Source organism: Dehalococcoidia bacterium, assembly GCA_028711995.1.
Classification (GTDB): Bacteria; Chloroflexota; Dehalococcoidia; order SZUA-161; family SpSt-899; genus JAQTRE01.
In genome coordinates, this window is sequence record JAQTRE010000017.1 from 12199 (window position 1) to 36049 (window position 23851).

Consider the following 23851-nt stretch of genomic DNA (forward strand, 5'->3'; position numbering starts at 1 on the left):
CGATTCTGTTGATTATTTCAGGCCTATTTTTGGATTAGGGAAGAATGGGAGACTGGAATCTTTGAGCGGAGACAGGAATGTTGACTCGGCGCACTGGATGTTTTCTTGACACGTTGGCCAGGTTTCTTTACAATCCTGTACATCAACAACCGGACTTGTGATCTCAGAGTGTGAGAGGGGAAAGACATGAGAGTTATTCTAGCCATCGATGGGTCTTCTTATTCCGAAATGGGCATCAAGATGCTAAAGGCATTACAGCTTCCCTCTCATACAGAAGTCACGGCAATGACCGTCGTGCCTGAGCAGACCTTTCTGGGGGGGATAAAACTCGATATGTTGAAAGGCGGGCCTAAGGCCGGAAAGCTTGCTCGCAAGGCGCAGGAGCAGAAGGCGGCCGAATTGATGTGGGAGACAGTGGAAAAACTGCAACCGGCCAGTCTCAAGATCGATACCCAGGTTAGATGGGGAAAACCTGCCGAGCAGATACTGGAGGCTGCTCACGATTTGAGAGCCGGCCTGATCTTGATCGGCGCTAAAGGTTTTGCTGCATCTCCGCTCTCTCCCCTGGGAGACATCGCCCAGAGGATAATGAGATACGCAGAATGCAGCGTACTGATGGTCAAAGAGGAGCCCTCTGATTTCAGGCGAGTCCTGTTGGCCACAGACGGCTCCACGTACTCCAATGAAGCAACACGTTTTCTCATTGATCTTCCATTGCCCCGAAGCAGAAGCCAGATTATATTCGTTGTGACGGCTCTCCAGTCTCATGTTGCCGCCTATCTGAAGATGCAGAGTTTAGATATTGAAGCCAATCAGGAGATACTGGCGGAGCTCCAAGCAGCCGAGGAGAGAGAAGCCCAGAATCTATTGGAAAGGACCAAAAAGGAGCTCCAGCAGAAGAATTATGAAGCTCTCCCCATGGTGTTGAGGGGCGATCCTGCTCAGGAGATACTGGCGGCAGCGGAGAGGTTTAATCCCGATTTGACCGTGATCGGGGCGAAGGGTCTGAGTGGAATCGAGTCGTTTCTGCTGGGGGGTGTGGCTCAGAGGGTGGCCAAGTACACCAGAAGCTCAGTGCTCATGGTGAGGCCATCAGAGAAATAGCGGCTGCATTTTTCAGCCGGTACGGTAGGATGGGAATCAACTATCACCGGAATTGATCAGGCGGGAAGCCTGGAATTCAGAAGTCTCTGCATGTAGCTATGTTTTGGTCATTTTGGATACGGGCAGGGTAAAGTTGAATCGGGAGCCTTTTCCTTCCTGGCTCTGAACCCAAATGTTACCGCCGTGACTCTCGATGATTCCTTTGCTGATCGATAGTCCCAATCCGCTTCCTCCCCTCCGGCGCGTCACCCCGGTCTCCAAACGGTAGAATCGGTCAAACACCCTTCCCAGTTCGTTTTCGGCAATGCCGATCCCCTGATCGGTCACGCTGACCTCAATATTTTCGCCGATGTGCTTTGCTTCCAGGGTGATCGTTGTTCCCTCCTCGGAATAGGAGGCGGCATTGGAAATCAGGTTTGTGATCACCTGCCCGATGCGGATCTCGTCGCAATTGATGAGGGGAAGGTCCGATGCTGCTTTGATTTCAAGGGTGTGTTTTCGGGCTGCCGTGATCAACTGGTGGTGAATCTGATTCAGAATAGTGGGTATCTTGCTGGGCACGTTTTCCATTCTCATCGTGCCTGCTTCCAGTTGAGACATATCGATCAGATCACCCACGATGTAAGTCAGCCCATTGGCAGCCTGCTCGATGTCGTGGAGGAATTCCTGCTGTGTCTGAAGGTCCCAGGTTACATCGGGTTGAAGGAGGGTGCTGGCCAATCCTTTGATGGAAGTAAGGGGTGTTCTGAGTTCATGGGAAACACTGGCCAGGAGAGCTGTCTTCATCAAGTCGAGTCCTTCAAGCGCCCTGGCCCGGGCCGTTTCCTGTTCCGCCCGTTTTCGGTCGGTGATGTCCCTGGTGCACCCAATAATGCTGGTCGGCATGCCGGAATCGTCTCTGATCACGGAGGCGCTGATTGAAGCGGCGAATGGAGTCCCGTCTTTTCTCCAGAGAGTGTATTCTACATCCCTTGATATGCCTTCTCTCAGAGTTTTCTGGAAATCGAGGGCTATCTTTTCATGACCTTCGGCTGAAGCAAATAAGTCTAAGAAATTCTTTCCCAGCATTTCCTCAGCATCCTCATAACCGAATTCCTTGGCCGCCTGCTGGGATAGGTAAGTGATAATTCCCTGTAGATTTATTATCCCAATGGCATCCGGGAACGCTTCCGTTGCCGCCCGATACATTTCTCTCGATTGCCTCAGTTCATTCTCAACCTGTTTTTGTGCGGAGATATCTCGCGTGGAACAAATGACCGCTTTCACTTTGCCTTCGGCATCCAATTCCGGGCTCAGAATCGAATCAAAGTATCGACCATTGGGAAGGCATATTTCCAGTCGTTTAACTTTTCCGGTCCGGAATACTTCATCGATCGCGTTTTCTGATAGTGTGCACATATCTTTCGCAATGCCCAATTCACGGCTGGTTTTTCCGATCCACGCATCTTGCGAAATACCTGTTATTTTTGCCTGGGCAGTATTGACGTACAGGTGCCTGCAACCCCGGTCAACGCGCACGATTGAGCCAGGCGAATATTCAGTGAGGGCGCGGAACTTCTCCTCGCTCTCCTTCAGCGTCTTCTCAGCCTGCTTGCGCCTAGTGATATCTGTGAAGGTAGTAAATACCTGATAGGGCTTGTCTTCGCCCGGTTTGAACTGCGGAACGGCGCTGATGGATATCCAGTGGTATTGCGCATCAGACGGATTGAAAACACCCATGACGATGTCATTGACTGGTTTACCGGTTTCCAGTGAAGCGCTTGCCGGGTGAGCCTCTCTGGGGAAATCGGTGCCATCTTCTTTGAGGGTTTTCGCACCGGGATCAATCGAAGTGAGACCGTTCATTTGGGCCAGGGTCAATCCAAGGATTCTTTCCGCGGCTGGATTGGCGGATGTGATCTCTCTGGCGGCATTTTGATAGACAACTCCCTGAGCCATGGTATCGAACAGAGTGCGATGCTTTTCTTCACTCTGCCGGAGCGCTTGTTCCGTCAGCTTGCGCTCGGTGATATCCATGACGATGAACGTTAATCCCAGCGATGGATCGCCCGGATCGAGAGGCGCACAATTCAGAGCCACGTCGATCTGTTCACCCGATTTGAGTTGCCAACCCGTCTCGATAGCGCTTAACCCTTTTGCTGTAATTTGGCGGAGAATTTCGTGTTTTGTAGATTCATAAGCCGTTTGCGTGGGGAAAAAGAATCCGCAACTCTTCCCGATCAATTCCCTCCTTGAATAGCCAGTAATCTCACATAAAAGGGGGTTCAATTCTGTGATGGTATCGTTCATCATCACCCCGATCCCGGCAGGCGCAGTATTGATGATGCTTTCGATTCTGCTCTCGCTCAGCCGTAGCTCCTCCATCGCCTGCTTGATTTCGGTAATATCCTCACCGGAACTGAGGGTGCCAACAATATTGTCTGCTTCATCCCGGAGAATGGTATTGTCCCAGGCAATCATTCTCTCCTGGCCGGTTTTGGTCAGGACAGGATTTTCCACATACTTGCCTGATACCATATCCCCAGATAGCATCTTTTGGAAGTAGTTTCGTTTGATTGCGTTTTTCATCCGTTCAGGCAGGAAATGATCGAACCAGTCCCTGCCTGTGACTTCAGCTTCTTCGTACCCCAGTATTTCGCATCCCTTTTTGTTGATGAGGGTGACTTTACCATCAGCGTTGATGGCTACGATGATTACTCCCGCAATATTCAGATATTGTTGTGCTGTGTCGCGCTCCTTCTTGAACATCTCCTCGGCCCGCTTGCGTTCGGTGATGTCTGCTATCGTTCCTGCAAAACGAACAGGTTTACCGAAATCATCACTAATAATCTTCCCTTTGGCATTGCAGTGTTTCAGCAGTCCATCGCCCGAAACCAGCCGGGTATCGAGATCTAATGGTTCACCCGTTTCAAAAGAATGCTGGAATGATTGGCCGTATCTGGCGAAATCATCGGGATGAATGAACTTGCCGTTGGCTTCGAAGCTCGGAACGTAATCCTGCTGGCTTACGCCAAAAATCTGATAGGTCTCATCGGACCACCAGACGCGATTGGTCTCTAAATCCCACTCCCAGCTTCCAACAGCGGCAACTTGTTGGGCTTCATTCAACCTTTCCAGTAGTGCCGATTTCTGGCGCGCTGTTTCTTTCAGAGCCTCCTCTGCTTTCTTGCGCTCGGTGATATCTCTTTGAATAGCGATCGCATGGATGGTTTCTCCCTGATCGTCAAGAACGGGGGCAATGGTGATGTCAATGATTCTGTGTGCAGTTTTTTCCAGTTTGACCTGTTCTTCTTTTCCTGTGTCATAGTTGATCTCAAACCGAGCGATTTTTCCGCTGCGAAAAACGTCCTCAACCAGCGGCAAAAAGCCTTGTTCTTTCACCTGTATGTCTTGCAGGACATTATATTTACCAACGATCTCCTCATCCGTGATCTTCAGGAAATCGCGCAGTGCTTGATTTAATCTGATGACCGTTCCCTTTTCGTCAGAGACCCACATCGGATCAGGGGTATTGTCGATGACGCTTTCCAAAAAACTGTGGGAATCTCTGAGGTCTGCACTCAACCTCTCGCGTTCGGTTATATCCCGCACAAACTCCAGATAGACGGGCTTGTGGCTAAAGGAGATAGTTTCGGCGTTGATCTCCACGGGCACCTTTCGGCCATCTTTGTGCAGAAAAATGGTCTCATACCGGGAAGGGACGTCCTCGCCAGACATTCTTCTTTGGTAGCGGTCCATCACTGTGCCGAGAGCATCCGGGTGGATATACCGGGTTATGAGGGTACCTTGGATCTCTTGGGCGGTATACCCGAGGATCTTGAGCGAAGCAGGATTGGCATATTGGATGATTTCATCCTGAACGATGCAGATGCCGTCATCAGCCAGTTCCACCAGGTTGCGGTAGAGGGAATCGTTCTCTTGGGGCGCTTGCACCTTTGCTTGCTTGTGTTCAACTCCTGCAGAGAGGCGTTGCTCCGGACGTTTGTTGGTGCGGGTAAAGGGCGGTTTCATTCTTTCCCACCTCCTCTGGCTCAGCCCATGGGCCGAGTGCTTCATCAAACCTCTTCCCCACGATTTCTGCTCTTTCCGGACGTGTCCTTCCCCAAAAGGGCCTTATTGACGTCAATGATCTTTCTTTCCGGATCAAGCACGCAGAGGTGATCGATCTTGCTCTTGATCAATTCCTCCCGGTGGGATTCGGCTTCCGCTATCGATTCGGTCTTTGAGTGGTTTGGTGGGGTATGTTATTAGACAGGTGACCTTTGACGTTGTGCGTCTCTTCACCCTGCTTTAATGGCAGCCTCCCGGTTGTCTCATTTGAAAATCTGGGATAATCAGGCCGGCTGGGGAACCTCTGGTTTGAGTAATAAAGGAGACTCCCTGCCGGGAGATATCCTCAAGCGAGAACGGAGAAAGAAACCTCAGTATATCACATTTGCTTGGGCCTGTCCACTCGAACTCTCTTCCAATACAAGATGAACCAAAGAGCGTATGTTCCCTTCATGTTTTCTAAATTTTCAGGACAGCTCTTCCTTCAGCGATGATCCTTTCGGCCTGACCCAGGCTGGGAGCCTCAGCATATATTCTAAGGAGAGGCTCGGTGCCGGAGAAGCGGATCAGCAGCCATGAGCCATCGGCCAGGCAGAAATGAAAACCATCATCGGCATTTACCTTCTTCACCTCGACTCCGCCCAAACGTGCCGGTAGATTAGATTTGAGACGACGGATGATCGCTTCCCGGTCCCCGGCGGGAAATTCCACATCCACCCGGTCATAGTGATGAGGTCCCACCTTGCTGTAAAGATAATCGATGAGTTCAGAAGGTTTCTTGCCCGTCCTGGCCACGAGGTCGAGCAGGTAGAGCCCGGCGAGGATGCCATCCCGTTCCGGGATATGATTGCGAAAACCGAATCCGCTGCTCTCTTCCCCTCCGATCATGGCATCATGCTGGAGCATGAGCGGGGCAACGTACTTGAATCCTACCTTTGTCTCATAGAGTGGAACGTCATACATGGCGGCGAGTTTGTTGAGCATACTGGTGGTGGTCAGTGTTTTGACGATGGCCCCGCGTTCGCCGCGCACCTCCAGAAGATACAAGGCGAGGAGGGCGAATATCTGCAGAGGGGTCAGCGGGTTGCCCTTTTCGTCCACCACACCGATGCGATCTGCATCTCCATCAGTGGCCAGGCCGATGTCCGCGCCGGTTTTGGGGACGAAGGCGCAAAGCTCGGCCAGATTGCGGCCAATAGGTTCGGGCTGCTTCAAGCCGGGGAAGGAAGGATTACGTTCCCCGTGAATCTCAACCACCTCAGTTTTGCCCCCGGCAAGGATATTTTTGAAATAGCCCATCCCGGCGCCGAACATGGAATCCACCGCAATCTTTATGCCGGCCTGGCGAATCCTCTCAATATCGATCAACTCGCCCATCTGCTGAACATAAGGGGCGTCTATTTCGAGATAACTGACCAGCCCATTACTCACGGCTTCTTTTAATTCGATTCGCTTCACCCTGTCTTTGCGGATGATCTCAGGCAGGCGTTTCTCAACATCCTGTTCCATTTCGGTTGGCGCGCTGGCTCCGTCGGAAGACTTGAGCTTGAATCCGTTCCATTCCCCCGGATTATGGCTGGCCGTGATGACGATGCCTCCGGCAGCTTTCTGACGAACGATGCCAAAGCTCACCAGAGGGGTGGGAACTGCTTTTGCACAGAGACTGACTTTGATCCCGTTGGCGGCGATAACTTCGGCGGCTGCATCGGCAAACCGTTCGGAAGCAAAGCGCGTGTCGTATCCGATTACCAGCCCCTGAGATGCGGTGCCTTTGGCGTGAAGGTAGTCTGCCAGGCTTTGAGCGCAATACCGCACATTGGCCACCGTAAAATCATCGGCGATGATTCCTCTCCATCCGTCTGTGCCAAATTTGATTTGCATCTTCGTCTCCTCGGCGCGTCATCTGAACTAAGGAGCCTCTGGTCGAGTCCTTATCAACCCAGGGCCCCCGGCAGGAGGTATCCTGCACCTCTTAATCAGAGCTTCCCTAACTAATGCTTATAATTGCCTTCGGCTTCATCTCTAGCGTTTGATCACCGTCAGCACGATGTGCTCACCGGTCGTCTCAGCACCAATCAGGTCCGCATTCAGATCCCAGGTGATCTTTTTGGCTTCTTCATTAATCCTGCCCTTGAAAGGACCAATCGGCAAAGGAAGCTTGCCCAGATCAAAATCGATGCCGATGATATCTATTCTGGGTTTGGCAGCCTCGATGATCACTCTCGCCTTGACGTTCAGCTTCCCGCGGAAAATGGCGTATTTGAATCGAGCCGATGCCTCCACAGTGCCGTCACTGTTCAGCCCGGCTTCCATATTGTACATCTCGGCCGGATTATCGGGCCCGGTAACCCATTTCATCAGCTTTCCGGCGATCTCTTCCTCGCTGAAAGTCAGGGTTACTTTCTCCCCTGACACTGCTCTGTATACGTCGTATTTGAAGGCGGCATATTTTTGGTCGAATCGACTGGCCAGTTCGGCGATGCGTCCGTCAACTGCGCCTTGCGTCACACTGGTCCTGCCCGGCTCATCTCCCTTCAGGCGTTCGATCTTGGCCGGCAGGGTAATCTGGTCCAGAATGCCGTCTTGTGTGGCGGTCTGCAGATCAATGCGCCATCGGTCGTTCTTGCCGGTCTGGCATTGTCTCTCCTGGCGGAAAATCCGGGTGAGGGCGGTTCCATTTCTCACAAAACCTTCTACCACCAGGTTGATCTGCGCGTCGTCCTGGCCGACCAGCACAAGGCTGAAAGTGCCTTCTGACGGGTTGGGTATCTCGATGAAGCGAGTTTCATCCCCGTAGCTGCTGGTGATGGCTCCCGGTATCTGGTTGACGGTGATTCCCGGCCGTACCGTTCCGGCACTTCGCGCTGCAGGGTCAACCGCCTTCATCCATGCCGACTCTGAATTGACGGAGAGCCTCAGCATGCTCTCCGATATTGGAATAGGACTCACGGCAGAGGGCTGTCCTCCCGGCCGGGCCGTGCTTTGTGTGCCCGCCGTCACCGTTACGCTTACCCCTTGAGCAAGGAGGCTTCCTTCTCCCTGAAAGACGCTCATCGTCGTTTGGCCATCGGTTCCCACTGCCAGTCGGATGGTGGTTCCCCTGACCGCGGCAACTGCAGCTGTGGTTTCGACTTCATACTTGGAGGCGGTGTCAGTCAGCTTTTGCACGCGATTCCATGTTTGGCCCGCCTTCTGCTTCAGCCGAACCACGGTTGAACCTGTCTGGGGAAGTCTCTCGATCTGCCCGATGGAGACCTCCGTATCCGGGTCAAGCGTTATGGTGCTGCCTTCAAAGAAGGTGATTGCCGCATAGGAATCGACACTGGTCTTGACGCTGTCTGCGGCGGAGAGCTTCATACCGTTATGGGCTTCCTTCCACTGCCCCGTGCTTCCTTTCATAACGAACACATCGCCGGAGAGGATCGAGAGGGTAGTAGAGTCCGAATAAGATGTTTGCGATGAGAAGACCGAAGGGACCAGAATGAGTCCCCCCAATAACAGAATCACCGCCAGAGAAACAGCCAGCACGCTCAGTATGATCTGCTTTCTTGTCATGATTCTCCTTTTGAACCTTATGGGGAATACTGCAGCCATTCTAGCATATTCGCGAGGGGTAAAATAGCCGAACCTCTCAGAATGACGGCGAATTATTCAGTTTTTTCGCACAGCGTTAGGGTTGGAGTGAAAATTGACTAAATTGCCTCAGGAGGGCGGTATTTCATGGAGATGTCCCCGAGATCGGAGCCACCTGTAACGCCTGGGCAGGAAGCGGTCTTCTGATTTCGCTGCGGTTCGGTGAAGTAACAACCTGGATTCAGAAAAGTAGCTGTATTTACGTGGAGGGGAGGCAACTCGAATGCTTGTTTCGCAGGAGTGATCGATAAAATGCGCAAAATGGAGAGAGGAGAAGGCAATCAGCCCAAGGGAATATGGCCTGCAGTCCTGATTCCGTCGAACAAGCACGGTCAAAGAGCAGCAGTGTACAGTTAAATAAGAGGGAGGGGTGCCTTCTCAGAAGGCACCCCTCCCTTCATTGCGTCGGGCAGATTTCCTTGCCCCTATTCGGATGATCCTTACTTACATGGGAGGAGGAGGCACGAGACAGTCAGAGCACTGCGTAACATTTCCAGCGTTGTCAACCGCTGTGACCACAGGCTCGCTCGGCAAAGTAATATGCCAAGTGACTGCATCTGCCTGCTCGTTGGTACTGCCTATCTTCTTGATCGAAGGTTCTGCCCCCGGAGCCTCAGTGAATTTTATCACTATGCCGCTCTCGAACGGCCCGAACATATGAGTATCTTCGGCCGTGCCGACATATATCTCAGGCGAGGCATCACAGATGTCCTCGGAGATCAGTTGGTAGAATCCATCAGGATTCTGGTTTGGTTTGTCATTGCCCCGATTCTTTCCGGGAATAATGTTCCCGTGCGGATTCACACTTTCCACACATCTCATCTCAGGAGGTGTAGTATCTTCCACCGTTATGGTGACCATATCGGTATCGGTGAACTGACCGTCATATACCTCAAGCGTTATTTCTGTGATGCCCAGATCAAATAATACGGTTGGGTTCACCCCTGTGGCGATAACAGCCTCGCCTACTTTCCATGTGTAAGCCAGTGGATCGAGGAATCCATCATCCGTGGAACCTGAGCCATCAAGCGTCACCTCAGTTCCTTCATGCGATTCTTGTTCCACAGTCTGGTCATCGCCAGCATCCGCCACGGGCGGCTGGTTGTGAGCGACACTGAGGTCGAAGAGCTTCGGACTGTCTTTGATTCCATCGCTATCTTCGTCCATGCTGCTGCGAGTGAAATCGACCACAATCTTCAGGTATTGCCCATCAGGTACAGTGATATCCTGCATGTTCTGGCCATTTGAAACCTGCTGTGGCGTACCAAAGGTTATTCCGTCATTGCTGCTGGCCACAAACACTTCAATCGATCCATCACCTGGCTCAGCAGCTGTCCAGCTTATGGTGGTCCACTTGGCACCAGAGATGCCGCTGTCATTGACCACAGTCCATGACCCATTGTTCGGCGGGGCGATCAAGGTGCTTCCAGTCATATCACTGTAGTTGTAAAGATTGCCGTCAACAGTTACAACAAGGTCCACTGCACCAATTAGCGTTAAGCCGTCAGCACCAGCAGGTCCAGCAGTTGGATCGATCCGATAAACCTTACCGTTGAGATACCCAGTGACCCATATTTTGCCGTTGGCGTCCACAGCCACGCCTGTCGGTCCAACATTTGCGTTAGAAACAGTCGGCTCAAGGTCTACGTTGCCGATAAACGTTCCATCATTGAGGATATGTCCAACTGTGTCATTGCCAGCGTTCAGGCTATGCGCTACCCAGATGTGATCATCAAGGCCTCAATTCCTCGTCTGATAAGCGTTCTGCCGACTTAAGGCCCATATACACGGGTTTACCCTAATGTACAAACTCAGGTTTACCCCATTTCTCACAGACGCCAGCCCTAGTACAATGAGAGGTGATAGACTCGTTGCTGAGAACTAATTGCCTTCGGAAAACGCTTTGGTGCTGGTTGGACCGAACCCCGCACTCCCAATGTGGTCTCCGGCAGTGCCCATGACAGGCATCAGATGTTCGAGATATCCAACAGGAGTTGGAAGACCGATGAAAGTTCTGATCATTGAAGATGACGCGGAGATCACCGAGGCCATTTCCTTGTGTTTTCATCTCCGGTGGCCTGATGCGAAGGTTGTTGCTGCCAGCCAGGGGCTGGTTGGAGTCGACCTCGTAGAGACGGAGACCCCCGATATCGTCATTCTGGATATCGGACTGCCCGACATGGACGGCTTTGAGGTCTGCCGCCGGATCCGCCTTTTCTCCAATGCGCCTATTGTCATGCTGACCGCAAGGGATCAGGAGTTTGATAAGGTTAAAGGGCTTGAACTGGGCGCTGATGACTACATCACCAAACCATTCAGTCATGTCGAGCTCCTGGCCCGGGTGAAAACAGTGCTGCGCCGTTCAACGATGCCAGACATTGGAAAAGGGCCGGAACCTCTTAGCATCGGCAAGGTCTCCATTGACTTCAGCACTCACCAAGTATTATCAGATGGGGTAGAGGTTAGACTGACTCCCCTCGAATACAGTCTGCTCTGCGTACTGGCGAGAAACGCGGGCAGAGTAATGCCGCATCGGGTCCTCCTACAAAAGGTGTGGGGTTCAGACCACAGCGATGCGGACGATTACCTCAAGGTATATGTTCAACGCCTTCGGGCAAAACTGGGAGACGAGCCTGCAGCGCCTAAGCTGATCGTCTCTGAGAGGGGAGTTGGATACAAGATCGAGAAGCCGGGCAGGCCTGATCCAGCGAAAATTACCCGTTGACTTGGCCAAGCTTGTTGTGCCAGTGAAAATAGCAGTTGGCAACCTGGGCGCACCTCCATGTCCGAACCGTTTCCCCTGTAAGTCTGGCCTTGTTGCAAGCTATTTTTTCAGCCTCAAGAATCGCTATCGACCCAGTTCTGATAGATATATCTCACCGAGTATTTGTTGCCCAAAGTATTAGGTGGATCGCCTGGTTGTGCGACTTCTTCCATCTGCCAAGCTTAAATCCGTGTTTGATCCATCTTCGAGGCGTCGATTATCGGGGAACATAAGCGTTATGTCAACAGCGTAACATCGAGATGGCAGGCTACTTCAGGTTGATGTTCATCGCTTGATGCTGGTGATAGCGGAGGAATTTGGCGATAGCCTTTGCGGCGCGAGGCACCGAAGGGTAAACCGGCAAGCCTGCCTCAATACACGTCTGTTGCAGTTTCCGCCTGAAGTCGGCCCATTGAGGACGAGGATCGTCATTGATGACTACCGCCATCGGCTTGGCGGAGTTTTTTGACGCCTGGATCAAGAAGTCTATCTGGGTCTCAAAAAACGGAAACTCCCGGAGGGGAGACATCACCCGGGGATCGAGATTGACCAACAGAAAATCGATCTCCGAAGTCCCGGAAAGGAGCTGTATGGCACGTGTTGTTGCGTGCCTGGTAAGCGCGGCATCAATGGGATTGTTCACACTGACACCGGCGGCGGTGAATATCTCTCTGAGCTGATTCACCACTGGGTTGGGGAAGCGCGGAACCTTTATGCCGGCACTCTCACAGGTATCGGTTGCCAGTACATTGACCCCTCCACCCAGCGCAAATATGGCCGCATTCGGTCCGACAGGCGCTCTGAAGAATTCGAACGTCACCAGCAAGTCGATCATCTCGTCGAGGTCGGCAGCGGTGATCATGCCTGTTTGTCTGGACAGGGTTTCCCAGATGACATCCGAACCGGCAAGCGAACCGGTGTGAGAGGAAACTGCCCTGGCGCCTCCCGCTGTTCTGCCGCCTTTCACGGCGATAACGGGTTTGTTGAGCGCCACTTGCTGCAGCAGCTCGAAAAACCGGCGTCCGTCTCTGAACCCCTCGATGTACGCGGCGATGGTTCGGGTTTGCGGATCTTCGGCCAGACACTCCAGTAAATCGGCTTCGTTCAGGTCGAGGGCATTTCCATAACTGATGACTTTGCTGAAATGAATCCCCCGGGCAAGACCGGACTCGATCACATAATTGGCATTACCGCCACTCTGGCAAAGGTATCCCACCGACCCGCTGACCTTGGAGAACTCACGGCTGAAACTCAGCCCCGATTCCGGGCAGTAAACGCCCATGCAGTTCGGCCCAAGAAGGCGAACGTTCCCCTCGGAGGCGATCTTCAAAGCGGTCTTCTCCAGTTCTCTCCCGGCTTCACTTTCCGTCTCACTGAACCCGGCAGTAAAGAGGTTCACCACCTTGACGTTCTTATCCACACACTCCCGCATCAACTCAGGAATGGCCGTCGCAGGGATCGCTGCGATAACGTAATCGACCGGACCGGGGACATCCATGATGCTGCGATACGCTTTGAGGTTCAGTATCTCATCCTCACTGCGGGAGATGGGATATATCTTCCCGGAATATCCCGAGTTCATCAGCGCTTGCTGGAATACGGAGTTAGACTGGCGCTTTGGGTCGGATGAAGCCCCTACGATTGCCACTGAACGGGGATGGAAGAGATACTCAATATATTCCGAAGAAGTTGATGTCTTATGCTTGCTCAAATTGTTCATCTCCCTAACCTTTCCAGCCAACTCCCCAAGACTGATTGTCTCAGCCCAGGTTGGTCTAAATTTCCTCAACTGTTCTTGTCTGTAACATATTCACACAGCACAGATTATGTGCCTTTCCGGATGGTCTCAGTATCGATTTCACCTAGACAGGGTCTCTCCAGACGGATTGATTGGGCCGATGTGTAGCCCCTTCTGAATTGCCGGCAAGAATGGGTTCTCCCCAGACGGGATGCCTCTTGGCCGCAAGCTCAACGAAGCGTTGCCCCAAGTCCCCATAGGAATAACCTGCGATTTCAGCTGCAGCTACTGTACTGGTATCCGGGCTGATATCGGGGTTGGGGTTTACGTCCAAGATGTAAAAGGCACCGTCTCTGATTCGCAGGTCGACACGGGCATAGTCTCGACACCCTGTCACCATATAGGTGGCCTTGCAAATCTCTTCTACTCTGCGGAGTTCGTCTTCGGTGAGTGGCGCCGGCAGCAGCGTTTTTATATTTTGATATGGCTCCGACTCCGGAACGAACTTGGATTCATAACTGCAGATCCGGTCATGCTGATCCGTGAACAACGAAAATTCCATCTCGGCCGGTGGCAGCATTTCAATAGTGCCGTCGCCCCAAAGCGATACATGTAATTCGCGTCCGTCAATGAAGTCCTCCACCAGTGCCGGTTGTTTGTACTTTTCAAGCACGTAGCAAATTCTGTCTTTGAGTTCCCCTTCCGTCATGACAACCGCATTACGGTCAATCCCTTCACTGCAATGCTCTCTGGAAGGTTTGACGATGGCCGGGAAACGACGCCACCTGACGGGTGACGGATGATCGTAAATTTGCCATCTGGGGGTTGGTATTCCGGACTCATCTAGAAGTTGTTTCATGCGATATTTGTCCTGGGCCAGCGCAATGGTCTCCGAACTTGCACCTGTGAACGCGAAACCCCTTACTTCCAAATACTCCGGAACGATCCACTCGCTGTGCGCTACCCCGGGAAGACTTTCACACCAATTGAAGACTACGTATTCAAGAGGGTTGTAGCGAGCCATGATAGTGTTAAGACCGCTATTGCTCACCGGAGCCAGAATGGTTTGATAAACCGAACTGATTGCCTTTTCGAGTTGCGCTGTTATCTCGAGAACCTCTTCTCGTTCATGTGCCGACCAGTCCGGGTCCAGATTGAATAGCAACAACACGGATATTTCCGGGGAATCAATGTTCATCGCCACTGGAGGTTTCCCAATCCCATTGTTCTCCTTCGCAAGGTCAACTGGAGCGCCAGAGGGACGCTCTTGTCAGATGCCTTGCCTTTCGATAGTAGTCATGCCGTGAACCAGTACTAGTGGCCTTGCTTTTGGAGCCGGTGGCCAGTCACCCGATTTACAGCAACCTTACGTATTCTACTGCATTTTTTACCCCTCAATCAAACCTTATTTCCTTCCAACACAAAATGAGCTTCAAAGATGTCGGGAAACTCGTTGTACTCCAATGCTGGAACGGGCTACCGAAGGCTCAAAACAAAGCCTGTGAAAAGGACTTTTTTCTGGTTACGTCATGCACCCACATCAGTCCAGGTCCAGAAAGGGGTGTTTCCGGATAGAATTACGTTGGATTTTCCGTAGAAATAAGTAGGTGTACGGATGGCGCTGCGAGGCTTTCTTGCTTAAACTACAAGCCGTGACCAGAAGAAATTGAACTGACCGGAGATTGAGGGGGGAATGATGTTCAAAACAATGCTGGTCCCGTTGGATGGATCCGAGACTGCGGAAATGGCCCTGCCTTTCGTGGAGGAGATCGCCACAAGCCTTAGTGCCGAGGTTGTTTTGGTCAGCGTCTTCGAGCCAGCCGACCCCCATATGGAACGTCTCCACCAAAGCTATCTGGATCGCGTCACCGCAAAGGTGCAAAAGGAACTCGAACACTGGGAGGCCCCAAAAAGCGTCTGGGTGAGCAACAAGGCTCTTTCAGGCAACCCTGTCGAGAAGATATTGCAGTATGCGGATGAGGGGGATGTGAGTTGCATCGCCATGGCCAGCCATGGTTCGTCAAGTCATGGCCTCTGGGGAACATAGCTGCCAAAATCCTTCGAGCGGCGGACAGACCAGTATTACTGATCAGGTCTCAGGCCAGAGCGGAGGCTCTGCAACAAAAGAAGCTGATGAAAAGGATTCTCCTGCCATTGGATGGCTCCCGAGTGGGAGAGGCCGCCGTTCCATATGCAGAGTACCTGGCGCTTAAGTCAGGCGCGGAGCTTGTTCTATTCCAGGTCATTGAGACGGTGGCAACCGGGGCGGATGCGGCTTATGCACCGCCTTATCGGTCGGTCGTTGATGGGAAGCTGGATTCGAATATCCATGAACAGGCCTTTTATCCTTCCCAAGTGATGGAGAACAGGAGGGCGTTGGCTAAGGCATACCTGGATGACATGGAGAAGCAGCTTCGAGAGAAAGGGGTAAACGCCTCGACGGCCATAGACTTTGGAATCCCGGCAGATCGGATTGTCGACTATGCAGGGACGAAAGATATCGATCTTATCGCCATGTCCACTCACGGACGCTCGGGATTGGCCCGGTGGTTTGCCGGCAGCGTCACCGACAAGGTGTTACATGCAGGAGACACCCCGGTTCTGGTCGTCCGGCCACCAAAGGAAAAAGAACAAGGCAGTTGAGCCGCAACTGACCGGGTCTAAACCATGCTCACAACCTATTTTTTGAAGCTGTTGGCGATAAAGGTCAATTATTAGAAGTCCGGCGCATTGACGTTCATCAAGCGCCAATCATATTTTTGAGCAGACGATTTTCGGAAAAAACCTCAGGCGAACCGCTCCACTTGAACCAGGCAGGTGTTCCCCGGAAATGCCCCTCCCGGTGAATACTGATCTCGAATCAGAACGTTAGGATTCCCGCCACGGTCGACGCCACTGCTGCCAGGTTGATACCAGGCACCTTCTCCCATGGCGACCACGCCGGGCATGATCCGTTCGGTCACCCGGGCCCGGATAACCACTACTCCCCTGTCATTGAAGACTTTCACTTCGTCTTCATCGCCGATCCCTCGGGATTGAGCGTCCGCAGCATTGATCCACACCCGTTGAGGCTCGATCTCCCGCAGCCATGGATTGGTGTGAAAGATGGAGTGCGCCCGGCCTTTATGATGATAGGTAACCATTTGCAGCGGATACTTCTGGATGAGAGGATCGCCAGGCCCTTCCCAGGATTCGATGTACCGGGGAATGGGAGAGACTTCGGGGTTATCCACGTCGGCCAGCCGCCGGCAGTAGATCTCGATCTTGCCGGAAGGCGTGGGAAAGGGATGCTTCAGGGGGTCTTCGATCTGCTCCTTGAAGGCGATCTGCGGCCCGTCAAAATTCATTTTATGGACCCCCGCGCGTTTGAATGCCTCAAAGTCGGGAATCTCGCCGATCACGTCGCCCATGGTTGCCACCAGCTGACGGATGCCCTCCTCCTCCGGGATATCGAGGGACGGATCGGAGACGCCTATTTTTGGCAACAGTGCCCGGAAGATATCGATATCGGACCTGACATCGGGCAGCGGATCGATCACCTTGTTCTGAGAGATGAAATACGGGCCGGATACCCAGGGCCGGGCGAAATCGTTGCGTTCCCAGAGCGTGGTCACCGGCAACAGTATATCAGCATAGCGGGCGGTGGCGGTCATGAATTGCTCGTGTACTACGATAAATTCAAGCTTGTTGAGCGCCTCCACTCCCTTGTTGATGTTGGGGAACTGGTTGAGGGGATTTCCCCCGACAATGTAGGCCATCTTGATATCGCCGGGATAACCTCCTGCCTTGCCCTTCAGAATGGCGTCCCACAGCTTGACGATATGAGGCCGCGAGCGAAGACGATGGCGCACATCGAGCGCCTTGACCTGCTTCTCGTAGGATGCGTCCGGGTTTTCAATGTTCCATCCGGGAGGGATCATTGAGCCGGCCTGCGCCCGCTCGAATCCCGCGGCGTTGCCGCCGGAGATACCGACGTTGCCCGTCATTGCCGCCAGAGTGGAGGCAGTGCGATGGTACTGTTCGCCGCGGGCGCTGCGACCCGGAGCCCATCCGGGGATAAGGGCTGCCGGATATGTGGTCGCATACTCACGGGCCAAAGCCGTGATGTCAGCAGCCGGGACGCCAGTCTTCGATTCGGCCCACTGCGGTGTTTTGGAAATGCCATCATCAGCACCCATCACGTAGTCTTTGAACTGATCAAAACCGATGGTGTAGCGATCCAGAAACTGCTGGTTGTGAAGGTTCTCCGAGATCATCACATATGCCATGGCGATCATCATGGCGGCGTCGGTCCCCGGCCTGATGGGTATCCAGCGGTCGGCAAGGATGGCCACGGTGTTGGAGTACCTGGGATCAATCACCACGATCCTGGCTCCGGCCTCCCTGGCCTGTATCAGGTGGAAGCAGGTATTGGTGCCGAACACCGATTCCGCCGGATTGGCTCCCCAGAGAATAATCAATCGGGAATTGACCAAATCGTCTCGGCTGTTGCCTGTGGTGAGGGTGCCAAAAGTGGCCCGGTTGGCAAAAACCCCGCCTTCCGCCGAGGCGCCACCCCATCCCGAGATGTTCCGTCCGCCGAACATTCGATTGAAACGGGCGATTATCTGGAAGCCGCTGTGAAAGGTGCTGGCATGTGGGCCCGAATAGACATGCGTCAGAATAGCCTCCGGTCCATAGGTATTCCGAATCCGCAGGATGTTTTCGGCCACCGTGTTCAGGGCTTCATCCCAGGTGACCGGCTCGAATTGACCCTCACCTCGCGGCCCTATCCGTCTTAGCGGAACTCGGAGTCGATCCGGGGAATATACCTGCTGCCGATAGGCCCGCCCTCTAGCACAGGCACGCAACTGCGGTTCTTCACCGTCATCGGTCTCGACCCGCACCGCCACGCCATCTTTAACGTGAACTTTGAGCACGCATCTTCCACCGCAATCATGGCATCCACCGGTGGGGACTATTCGGGTCTCATTCATGGCAGGCACCGCCTTTTGCGTCCATCTGCGTTTCCCACTGACTCAGTTTTATTTATTGTACCACTTCCGATGTTCCCAAAAAATCTTTAGCGTGATCAGTTTTCTACGCTAGTGAGCAAAATATATCATAATCACATGGTGGCCCCCGATAGCAATTGCTTTAAGAGCGTGAGGCCTCTGTAGTACAATGATTGATATCCGGTACCTGGAGATACGTATGCTTGAAACTTATGGCGCGGTCATTGTCAACCAGTCTGGAGTCACTCCCCAGCAGATAGAAGCTGTCAAAGCCCTCCTTGATGAGGGAGCGACTATCCCATTCATTGCACGTTATCGCAAGGAGAAAACCGGGTCACTGGACGAGGTTGTACTTGCCGAAATACGGGACGGGCTGGCACGGCTGGCGGCGCTAGACAATAGACGCCAGGTGATTCTGAAATCCCTTGAAGAACAGAATGTGCTTACGGCCGAGTTACGCAGTTCAGTCGAATCGGCGGAAACGCTGGCCGCTTTGGAGGATATTTACCTTCCCTACCGTCCCAAAAGGCGTACCCGGGCTACCATCGCCAAAGAAAAAGGTCTTGAGTCTCTGGCCGGGCTGATATTGGCTCAGGAGATTGCTGATCCTTCTCATGAAGCTCTCGCATTCGTGAATATGGAAAAAGGCGTTGATTCGATTGAGGATGCGCTGGCCGGAGCGCGTGATATCGTTGCCGAGTGGGTCAATGAAGATGCCCAGGCAAGGCAGACCATACGCAGGCTCTTTTACCGGGAAGGCATTATTCAATCCAGCGTGGCTAAAGGTAAGGAAAGCGAGGGCATCAAATACAGCAACTACTTTGACTGGCAGGAGCCGGTTGCCCGGGTACCCAGTCACCGTATGCTGGCGATGTTGCGGGGTGAGAACGAAGGATTCCTCAAACTGAAGATAAGACCGCCTCAAGAAAAAGCCCTGTTATTCCTGCACCGGCGCTTCGTTAAGGGTGCCGGTGCAACCTCGGCGCAGGTGGTTCTGGCCATAGAAGATAGCTATCCCAGATTGATGGCACCCTCTATGGAAACGGAGATCCGTCAGCAGGCAAAAGAACACGCCGATGACGAGGCGCTTCGCGTATTTGCGCGCAATCTTCGTGAAACGCTAATGGCCCCGCCCATGGGACCTCGATCTGTCCTGGCGATTGACCCGGGTTTTCGGACCGGCTGCAAGGTGGTCTGCCTGGACCCTCAGGGCAAACTCCTGACCAATGCGGTCATTTACGTGAATCAATCAGCAGAACGGAGCAGGGAAGCCAGCCGGACGATACTCGATCTGATACAGAGATTTCACATCGAAGCGATTGCTATCGGCAACGGCACGGCCAGCCGAGAAACGGAAGAATTCATTCGCGGACTGAGCTTGCCGGACAAGATGCCGGTGGTCATGGTGAATGAAAGCGGCGCATCGATCTATTCTGCATCTGCAGTTGCCCGTGAAGAGTTCCCCGATCAGGATATCACCGTGCGCGGGGCGGTATCCATCGGACGGCGGCTAGTGGACCCTCTGGCAGAACTGGTCAAAATAGACCCCAAGTCCATAGGGGTGGGGCAATACCAGCATGACGTCGATCAGGGCAGACTCAAGAGTAATCTCGACGAAACCGTCATGAGCTGTGTGAACAAAGTCGGGGTGAAGGTCAATACTGCCAGCCAACAGCTTTTGACCTATGTTTCAGGACTGGGTCCCGCTCTGGCAAAAAGCATTATCGCTCACAGAAATGAGAATGGACCGTTTCGCAGACGCGCGGACCTAAAGAAGGTCCCCCGGTTGGGACCGAAGGCTTTTGAGCTCGCTGCCGGATTCCTTCGAATTGATGATGCGAATAACCCTCTCGATGCCAGCGCGGTGCATCCGGAGAGCTATCACATCGTAGAACGCATGGCTAGAGACATGGACTGCAGTGTGGCCGACCTCATACGCCGCGAGGACTTGCGCCGCCGGATTAATCTGGAGAGTTACATCGGAGAAAAGTATGGGCTGCCGACATTGCAGGACATCATGGCGGAGCTGGCCAAGCCGGGGCGTGATCCTCGTGAACAGTTTGAGGCGGTCGCTTTTGCCGCGGGAATCAGAACGATTGATCAACTCACTCCGGGAATGAAGCTGTCCGGAATCGTGACCAATGTGACCAATTTTGGGGCTTTTGTGGATATTGGCGTGCACCAGGATGGCCTAGTGCATATCAGCCAACTATCGGATAATTTTGTAAAAAACTCGGCTGATGTGGTCAGCGTCAATCAAAGGGTTAAGGTCACAGTGCTCGCGGTCGATGTGGAACGCAAGCGTATTTCTTTGTCAATGAAGTCGGATGCGTCCCAGCCCGGATAACTCGGGTCACTCAAATAATAAGCAAAGATCATGTCGGAATGGCACTTATACCTGATCAGATGTCACGATGGAAGTTTGTATACCGGAATCACCACTGATGTTGACCGCAGGTTCGCGGAGCACCAGGGAAAGAACGGTGAGGGAGCCAAGTGGCTCCGAGGCAGGGGCCCTCTGTTATTGGTTTTCCAGGAGAAACTGGAGAGCAGAAGCCTGGCGCTTCGTGTGGAAAGTAAGGTCAAGAAGCTGTCAAAGGCAAAGAAGGAAGAACTGATAAGAACCAGAAAGCGCCTTGAGGCGATAATCAAACAGGTCGAGACGTAAAGGAACGTATCAGAGTATCCCCAGTTGACAATGACGATCCGATTCGGCTTGGCGCTTAATCCCTCAGCTTCGATAGCAGGGTCGCGCTGCACACGTAAAGCTTTTCCCATTATATCTGACGTTACGGGATTGCGGAACAGCTTCCCCGTTTTGCTTCATTTTTCGCACCGTATCAGCAACTAACTTCCGAATGCCCTTGAAGGCGGATTCCAAGTCTTCGGCAAACCATGACAAGTCTGGGAACTCCGCGCACAAAGCAATATATTTTTCGTGATCGATAGACCAGATGACGCGATATGAATAGCCGTCATTCTCCAGTGGCATGTTTCGACTCCTGCAACTTCGCGATGGGCGCTGAATGCCCGCTTATTTTTGCTCAATTATGCCAGACATTCTCCCTTGAATCAAGCTTTGTCAGCGCAAGTATTGTCCGAAGCAGAATCTCAGGGGAAAAATCGCCAAATCGCTGAAGATGCAGAGAAGCACACAGGCATATTCGTGTATAGCGCTCTGGACCTGGCTTGCCGGATGGGATAGACTGAGGTAAGATAGACTGCGGCAAAAGCAGGAATCAGGAGACAGTGATGATGAAAGTGTGGGGAATCCTATCTCCTCAAGTCGAGGCATCCGGATTCGAAGTCGTTCTCGATGAGGGGGGATATTTATTGTTACAGAGAGAGGGTCAGAACCTGGCCCGCTTTGACCCGCTCCAATATACCATGCCAGACGTCCGTCGGGAAGTGGAAAAACATATCTGGGCCGCGCTGATCTGAAGCACCGTAATCTTTGAGGCACTTCTAGCTGTGGCCCGGCGATAGTACAAAGATACTACCTTTGCTGATGGGCTACACTTGTCATGACACAGGCCTTGCATCCACCCATCCGTTCTTAGTGAGCTTGTGGTGTCAATTTTCAGGCGATGGCCAGCGTGACAACCTGCTTGCGAAAACGATACCTTCCGGCTTGAGCCAATATCTGAGGCACGTACTCCTGCGGCACATCCACCAGGGTATGATCTTCCATGATGCGGATGGCGCCGATGGCGTGACCGGGAAAATCGGCATGATGGGCAATGGTTCCCACAACGTCGGCGGGACGAATGCCCTGCGCCTTGCCTGCGCTCAGTGTCAGCCGGACCATGCCTTTTTCACGAGTGGCGGCGCCGGACCGGCCATTTCCGGTTGTCCTGACAGGGCGTTTGGTCTCCCGGCTCAGCCTCTTGGGACGCTCCTCGATGAGTTCGCTCACGGGCGCAATGGGTCTCTGTTTGGCATTGATGCGAGACATCTTGATGGCCACCGCCGCAATATCGGCAATATCATGGCCGGCCTCTGAAAGTTCCTGGACGATCTCTCTTTCATGACTGCAGCGTCCGCGTTTGAGCCAGATATCGAACTGAGCTAACAGCCGGCTTTTGCGATTGGCGTGAATTTCCGCCTCCGTGGGAATGGGCATTGGGGTGATCGGCTGCTTGGTATACCCCTCGATGCGATGCAGATACCACTTCTCCTTGGGCGTCACAAAAGAAATGGCGATGCCGGTTTTGCCTGCCCGCGCCGTACGCCCGATTCGATGCACGTACAGCTCAGGGTCCTGTGGCAGATCAAAGTTAAAGACATGCGAAATATCATCGATATCCAGCCCGCGCGCCGCCACATCGGTGGCCACCAGCGTTGTGATCTGGTCTCGACGAAAACGGTTCATCACCTGTTCCCGGGCGTTTTGGTTTAAGTCTCCGTTGAGCGCCTCGGCAGGGAATCCCCTCTCCTCCAGCGCCGTCACCAGTTCCGCGGTTCCGATACGGGTGCTGACAAAAACCAGCGCTCGACTGATATCTTCAACTTCAAATACACGCGTCAGGGCCGCCAGTTTATCCTTCCTGTTGACCAGAAGATATCGCTGATCCACCGACTCCACTGTGAGCTGCTTGCTTTTGATGCTTATCGACTGGGCTTCACGCATGTACTGGCTTGCGAGGCGGCGAATTTCCGCTGGCATGGTGGCCGAGAAAAGGGCCGTCTGACGATCCGGCGAGGTGCACTCGATGATGGACTCAATATCATCGATGAAGCCCATGGAGAGCATTTCGTCGGCCTCATCCAAAACCACGGTACGGACCTGGCTCAGATCAAGGACACCCTTTTCGATCAAATCAAGCAGTCGCCCCGGAGTTCCCACAACCACCTCCACACCCTGCTTCAGACGGCTGATCTGCAAATCATAAGACTGACCGCCGTAAACCGGCAGCACGCGCACGCTGCAATGTTGCCCATAATCGCGAATGGCCTCAGCTACCTGAAGCGCCAGTTCCCGCGTGGGAGACAGCACCAGAGCCTGCACATGTTTCTGCCCCGCCGTCAGATTTTGAAGGATGGGCAATGCGAAGGCGGCCGTCTTGCCGGTTCCCGTCTGGGCCTGAGCGATAACATCAGCACCTGCGAGCATCACCGGAATAACGGCGGATTGAATGGGGGTCGGGGTCTCGTAGCCAAGATCGGCCACGGCCTGCACCAGCCCCGGATGCAGGTTCAGCGATTCGAATTCGTTTGTCATAGTACTCCTCTACCTGTATGATTTTAGTCCACTGTTGTCGCCGGTCCTTGCGGAACGGTTTCCCCTTCAAATGCCAACAGTTGACTCCATCCACAAGTAGTGAGCCTATACTGTCTGAAACAAAAAACCGCCTCCCTCGAAAATGAAAGGGCAGACGGCATCTTGCTCGCATATCCTCTGGTTTTAGGTGGCTAATATCTAGTATAGCATACATTTGCACTAAGTGGGTATGCACTTTACTCAACCGGCCACAAAATGTAGTATGTAGGCATGGAAGAGTCTGTTCATCCTGTTTCTGGCATTGATTATCCCGGGACATTCCAGGAATTTGACCGATGGTTTACCAG

17 protein-coding genes are annotated in these 23851 nt (G+C 53.0%); 7 read left to right on the plus strand and 10 right to left on the minus strand.

Annotated elements, in window-relative coordinates; translation table 11 throughout:
• Window positions 1–186: 186 nt before the first annotated feature.
• The gene (locus tag PHV74_04415) at window positions 187–1104 is read left to right on the plus strand and encodes a universal stress protein (GenBank protein ID MDD5093610.1); all 918 of its coding nucleotides are present in this window, start codon (window positions 187–189) and stop codon (window positions 1102–1104) included.
• Window positions 1105–1200: 96 nt separating this feature from the next.
• On the opposite strand, the gene PHV74_04420 is transcribed toward PHV74_04415, so the two are convergent.
• The 5 genes from PHV74_04420 to PHV74_04440 form a co-directional block, all read right to left on the minus strand.
• Window positions 1201–5115 carry a PAS domain S-box protein gene (locus PHV74_04420; GenBank protein ID MDD5093611.1) on the minus strand — a complete coding sequence of 1305 codons (3915 nt, stop codon included), beginning with the start codon at window positions 5113–5115 and terminating at the stop codon, window positions 1201–1203.
• A 44-nt stretch (window positions 5116–5159) separates the two neighbouring features.
• Window positions 5160–5285, minus strand: a complete 126-nt coding sequence (locus PHV74_04425; GenBank protein ID MDD5093612.1) for a hypothetical protein — start codon at window positions 5283–5285, stop codon at window positions 5160–5162.
• Window positions 5286–5613: 328 nt separating this feature from the next.
• Window positions 5614–7035, minus strand: coding sequence for a phosphoglucomutase/phosphomannomutase family protein (locus PHV74_04430; GenBank protein MDD5093613.1), 1422 nt, complete (start codon window positions 7033–7035; stop codon window positions 5614–5616).
• A 141-nt stretch (window positions 7036–7176) separates the two neighbouring features.
• Window positions 7177–8709 (minus strand): FecR domain-containing protein, encoded by a 1533-nt coding sequence (locus tag PHV74_04435; protein ID MDD5093614.1) that lies wholly within the window; start codon window positions 8707–8709, stop codon window positions 7177–7179.
• A 522-nt stretch (window positions 8710–9231) separates the two neighbouring features.
• Window positions 9232–10386 carry a hypothetical protein gene (locus PHV74_04440; protein ID MDD5093615.1) on the minus strand — a complete coding sequence of 385 codons (1155 nt, stop codon included), beginning with the start codon at window positions 10384–10386 and terminating at the stop codon, window positions 9232–9234.
• 406 nt (window positions 10387–10792) lie between these two features.
• On the opposite strand from PHV74_04440, the gene PHV74_04445 reads away from it, so the two are divergent.
• On the plus strand, window positions 10793–11512 hold the full coding sequence (locus PHV74_04445; GenBank protein ID MDD5093616.1) for a response regulator transcription factor: 720 nt from the start codon (window positions 10793–10795) through the stop codon (window positions 11510–11512).
• A 307-nt stretch (window positions 11513–11819) separates the two neighbouring features.
• Here PHV74_04445 and PHV74_04450 read toward each other — a convergent pair whose 3' ends face one another.
• Together PHV74_04450 and PHV74_04455 are read right to left on the minus strand one after the other, a co-directional pair.
• On the minus strand, window positions 11820–13199 hold the full coding sequence (locus PHV74_04450; GenBank protein ID MDD5093617.1) for a CoA-binding protein: 1380 nt from the start codon (window positions 13197–13199) through the stop codon (window positions 11820–11822).
• Between the two features lie 214 nt (window positions 13200–13413).
• Window positions 13414–14487, minus strand: a complete 1074-nt coding sequence (locus PHV74_04455) for an ATP-grasp domain-containing protein (protein ID MDD5093618.1) — start codon at window positions 14485–14487, stop codon at window positions 13414–13416.
• A 495-nt stretch (window positions 14488–14982) separates the two neighbouring features.
• Here PHV74_04455 and PHV74_04460 point away from each other — a divergent pair, with 495 nt between their 5' ends.
• Window positions 14983–15336 carry a universal stress protein gene (locus tag PHV74_04460; GenBank protein ID MDD5093619.1) on the plus strand — a complete coding sequence of 118 codons (354 nt, stop codon included), beginning with the start codon at window positions 14983–14985 and terminating at the stop codon, window positions 15334–15336.
• A gap of 86 nt (window positions 15337–15422) precedes the next feature.
• The gene (locus PHV74_04465; protein ID MDD5093620.1) at window positions 15423–15932 is read left to right on the plus strand and encodes a universal stress protein; all 510 of its coding nucleotides are present in this window, start codon (window positions 15423–15425) and stop codon (window positions 15930–15932) included.
• 143 nt (window positions 15933–16075) lie between these two features.
• On the opposite strand, the gene PHV74_04470 is transcribed toward PHV74_04465, so the two are convergent.
• A complete protein-coding gene (locus PHV74_04470; GenBank protein ID MDD5093621.1) occupies window positions 16076–18265 on the minus strand; it encodes a molybdopterin-dependent oxidoreductase in 2190 nt (729 codons plus the stop codon).
• Window positions 18266–18482: 217 nt separating this feature from the next.
• On the opposite strand from PHV74_04470, the gene PHV74_04475 reads away from it, so the two are divergent.
• Complete coding sequence (locus tag PHV74_04475) at window positions 18483–20630, plus strand: Tex family protein (protein MDD5093622.1); 2148 nt, start codon at window positions 18483–18485, stop codon at window positions 20628–20630.
• Window positions 20631–20660: 30 nt separating this feature from the next.
• Window positions 20661–20951 (plus strand): GIY-YIG nuclease family protein, encoded by a 291-nt coding sequence (locus PHV74_04480; GenBank protein ID MDD5093623.1) that lies wholly within the window; start codon window positions 20661–20663, stop codon window positions 20949–20951.
• 63 nt (window positions 20952–21014) lie between these two features.
• Here the strand turns inward: PHV74_04480 and PHV74_04485 are convergent, their stop codons facing one another.
• Complete coding sequence (locus PHV74_04485) at window positions 21015–21275, minus strand: toxin-antitoxin system HicB family antitoxin (GenBank protein MDD5093624.1); 261 nt, start codon at window positions 21273–21275, stop codon at window positions 21015–21017.
• Window positions 21276–21535: 260 nt separating this feature from the next.
• Here PHV74_04485 and PHV74_04490 point away from each other — a divergent pair, with 260 nt between their 5' ends.
• Window positions 21536–21724, plus strand: coding sequence for a hypothetical protein (locus tag PHV74_04490; protein MDD5093625.1), 189 nt, complete (start codon window positions 21536–21538; stop codon window positions 21722–21724).
• A 139-nt stretch (window positions 21725–21863) separates the two neighbouring features.
• Here the strand turns inward: PHV74_04490 and PHV74_04495 are convergent, their stop codons facing one another.
• A complete protein-coding gene (locus PHV74_04495; protein ID MDD5093626.1) occupies window positions 21864–23504 on the minus strand; it encodes a DEAD/DEAH box helicase in 1641 nt (546 codons plus the stop codon).
• Window positions 23505–23851 lie beyond the last annotated feature (347 nt).

Excerpts from the sequence above, each read along its gene's own strand:
- PHV74_04415 (MDD5093610.1), top strand. The coding sequence starts at position 187 with ATGAGAGTTATTCTAGCCATCGATGGGTCTTCTTATTCCGAAATGGGC.
- PHV74_04420 (MDD5093611.1), bottom strand. The coding sequence starts at position 5,115 with ATGAAACCGCCCTTTACCCGCACCAACAAACGTCCGGAGCAACGCCTC.
- PHV74_04430 (MDD5093613.1), bottom strand. The coding sequence starts at position 7,035 with ATGCAAATCAAATTTGGCACAGACGGATGGAGAGGAATCATCGCCGAT.
- PHV74_04435 (MDD5093614.1), bottom strand. The coding sequence starts at position 8,709 with ATGACAAGAAAGCAGATCATACTGAGCGTGCTGGCTGTTTCTCTGGCG.
- PHV74_04445 (MDD5093616.1), top strand. The coding sequence starts at position 10,793 with ATGAAAGTTCTGATCATTGAAGATGACGCGGAGATCACCGAGGCCATT.
- PHV74_04455 (MDD5093618.1), bottom strand. The coding sequence starts at position 14,487 with ATGAACATTGATTCCCCGGAAATATCCGTGTTGTTGCTATTCAATCTG.
- PHV74_04460 (MDD5093619.1), top strand. The coding sequence starts at position 14,983 with ATGATGTTCAAAACAATGCTGGTCCCGTTGGATGGATCCGAGACTGCG.
- PHV74_04465 (MDD5093620.1), top strand. The coding sequence starts at position 15,423 with ATGAAAAGGATTCTCCTGCCATTGGATGGCTCCCGAGTGGGAGAGGCC.
- PHV74_04470 (MDD5093621.1), bottom strand. The coding sequence starts at position 18,265 with ATGAATGAGACCCGAATAGTCCCCACCGGTGGATGCCATGATTGCGGT.
- PHV74_04475 (MDD5093622.1), top strand. The coding sequence starts at position 18,483 with ATGCTTGAAACTTATGGCGCGGTCATTGTCAACCAGTCTGGAGTCACT.
- PHV74_04480 (MDD5093623.1), top strand. The coding sequence starts at position 20,661 with ATGTCGGAATGGCACTTATACCTGATCAGATGTCACGATGGAAGTTTG.
- PHV74_04485 (MDD5093624.1), bottom strand. The coding sequence starts at position 21,275 with ATGCCACTGGAGAATGACGGCTATTCATATCGCGTCATCTGGTCTATC.
- PHV74_04490 (MDD5093625.1), top strand. The coding sequence starts at position 21,536 with ATGATGAAAGTGTGGGGAATCCTATCTCCTCAAGTCGAGGCATCCGGA.
- PHV74_04495 (MDD5093626.1), bottom strand. The coding sequence starts at position 23,504 with ATGACAAACGAATTCGAATCGCTGAACCTGCATCCGGGGCTGGTGCAG.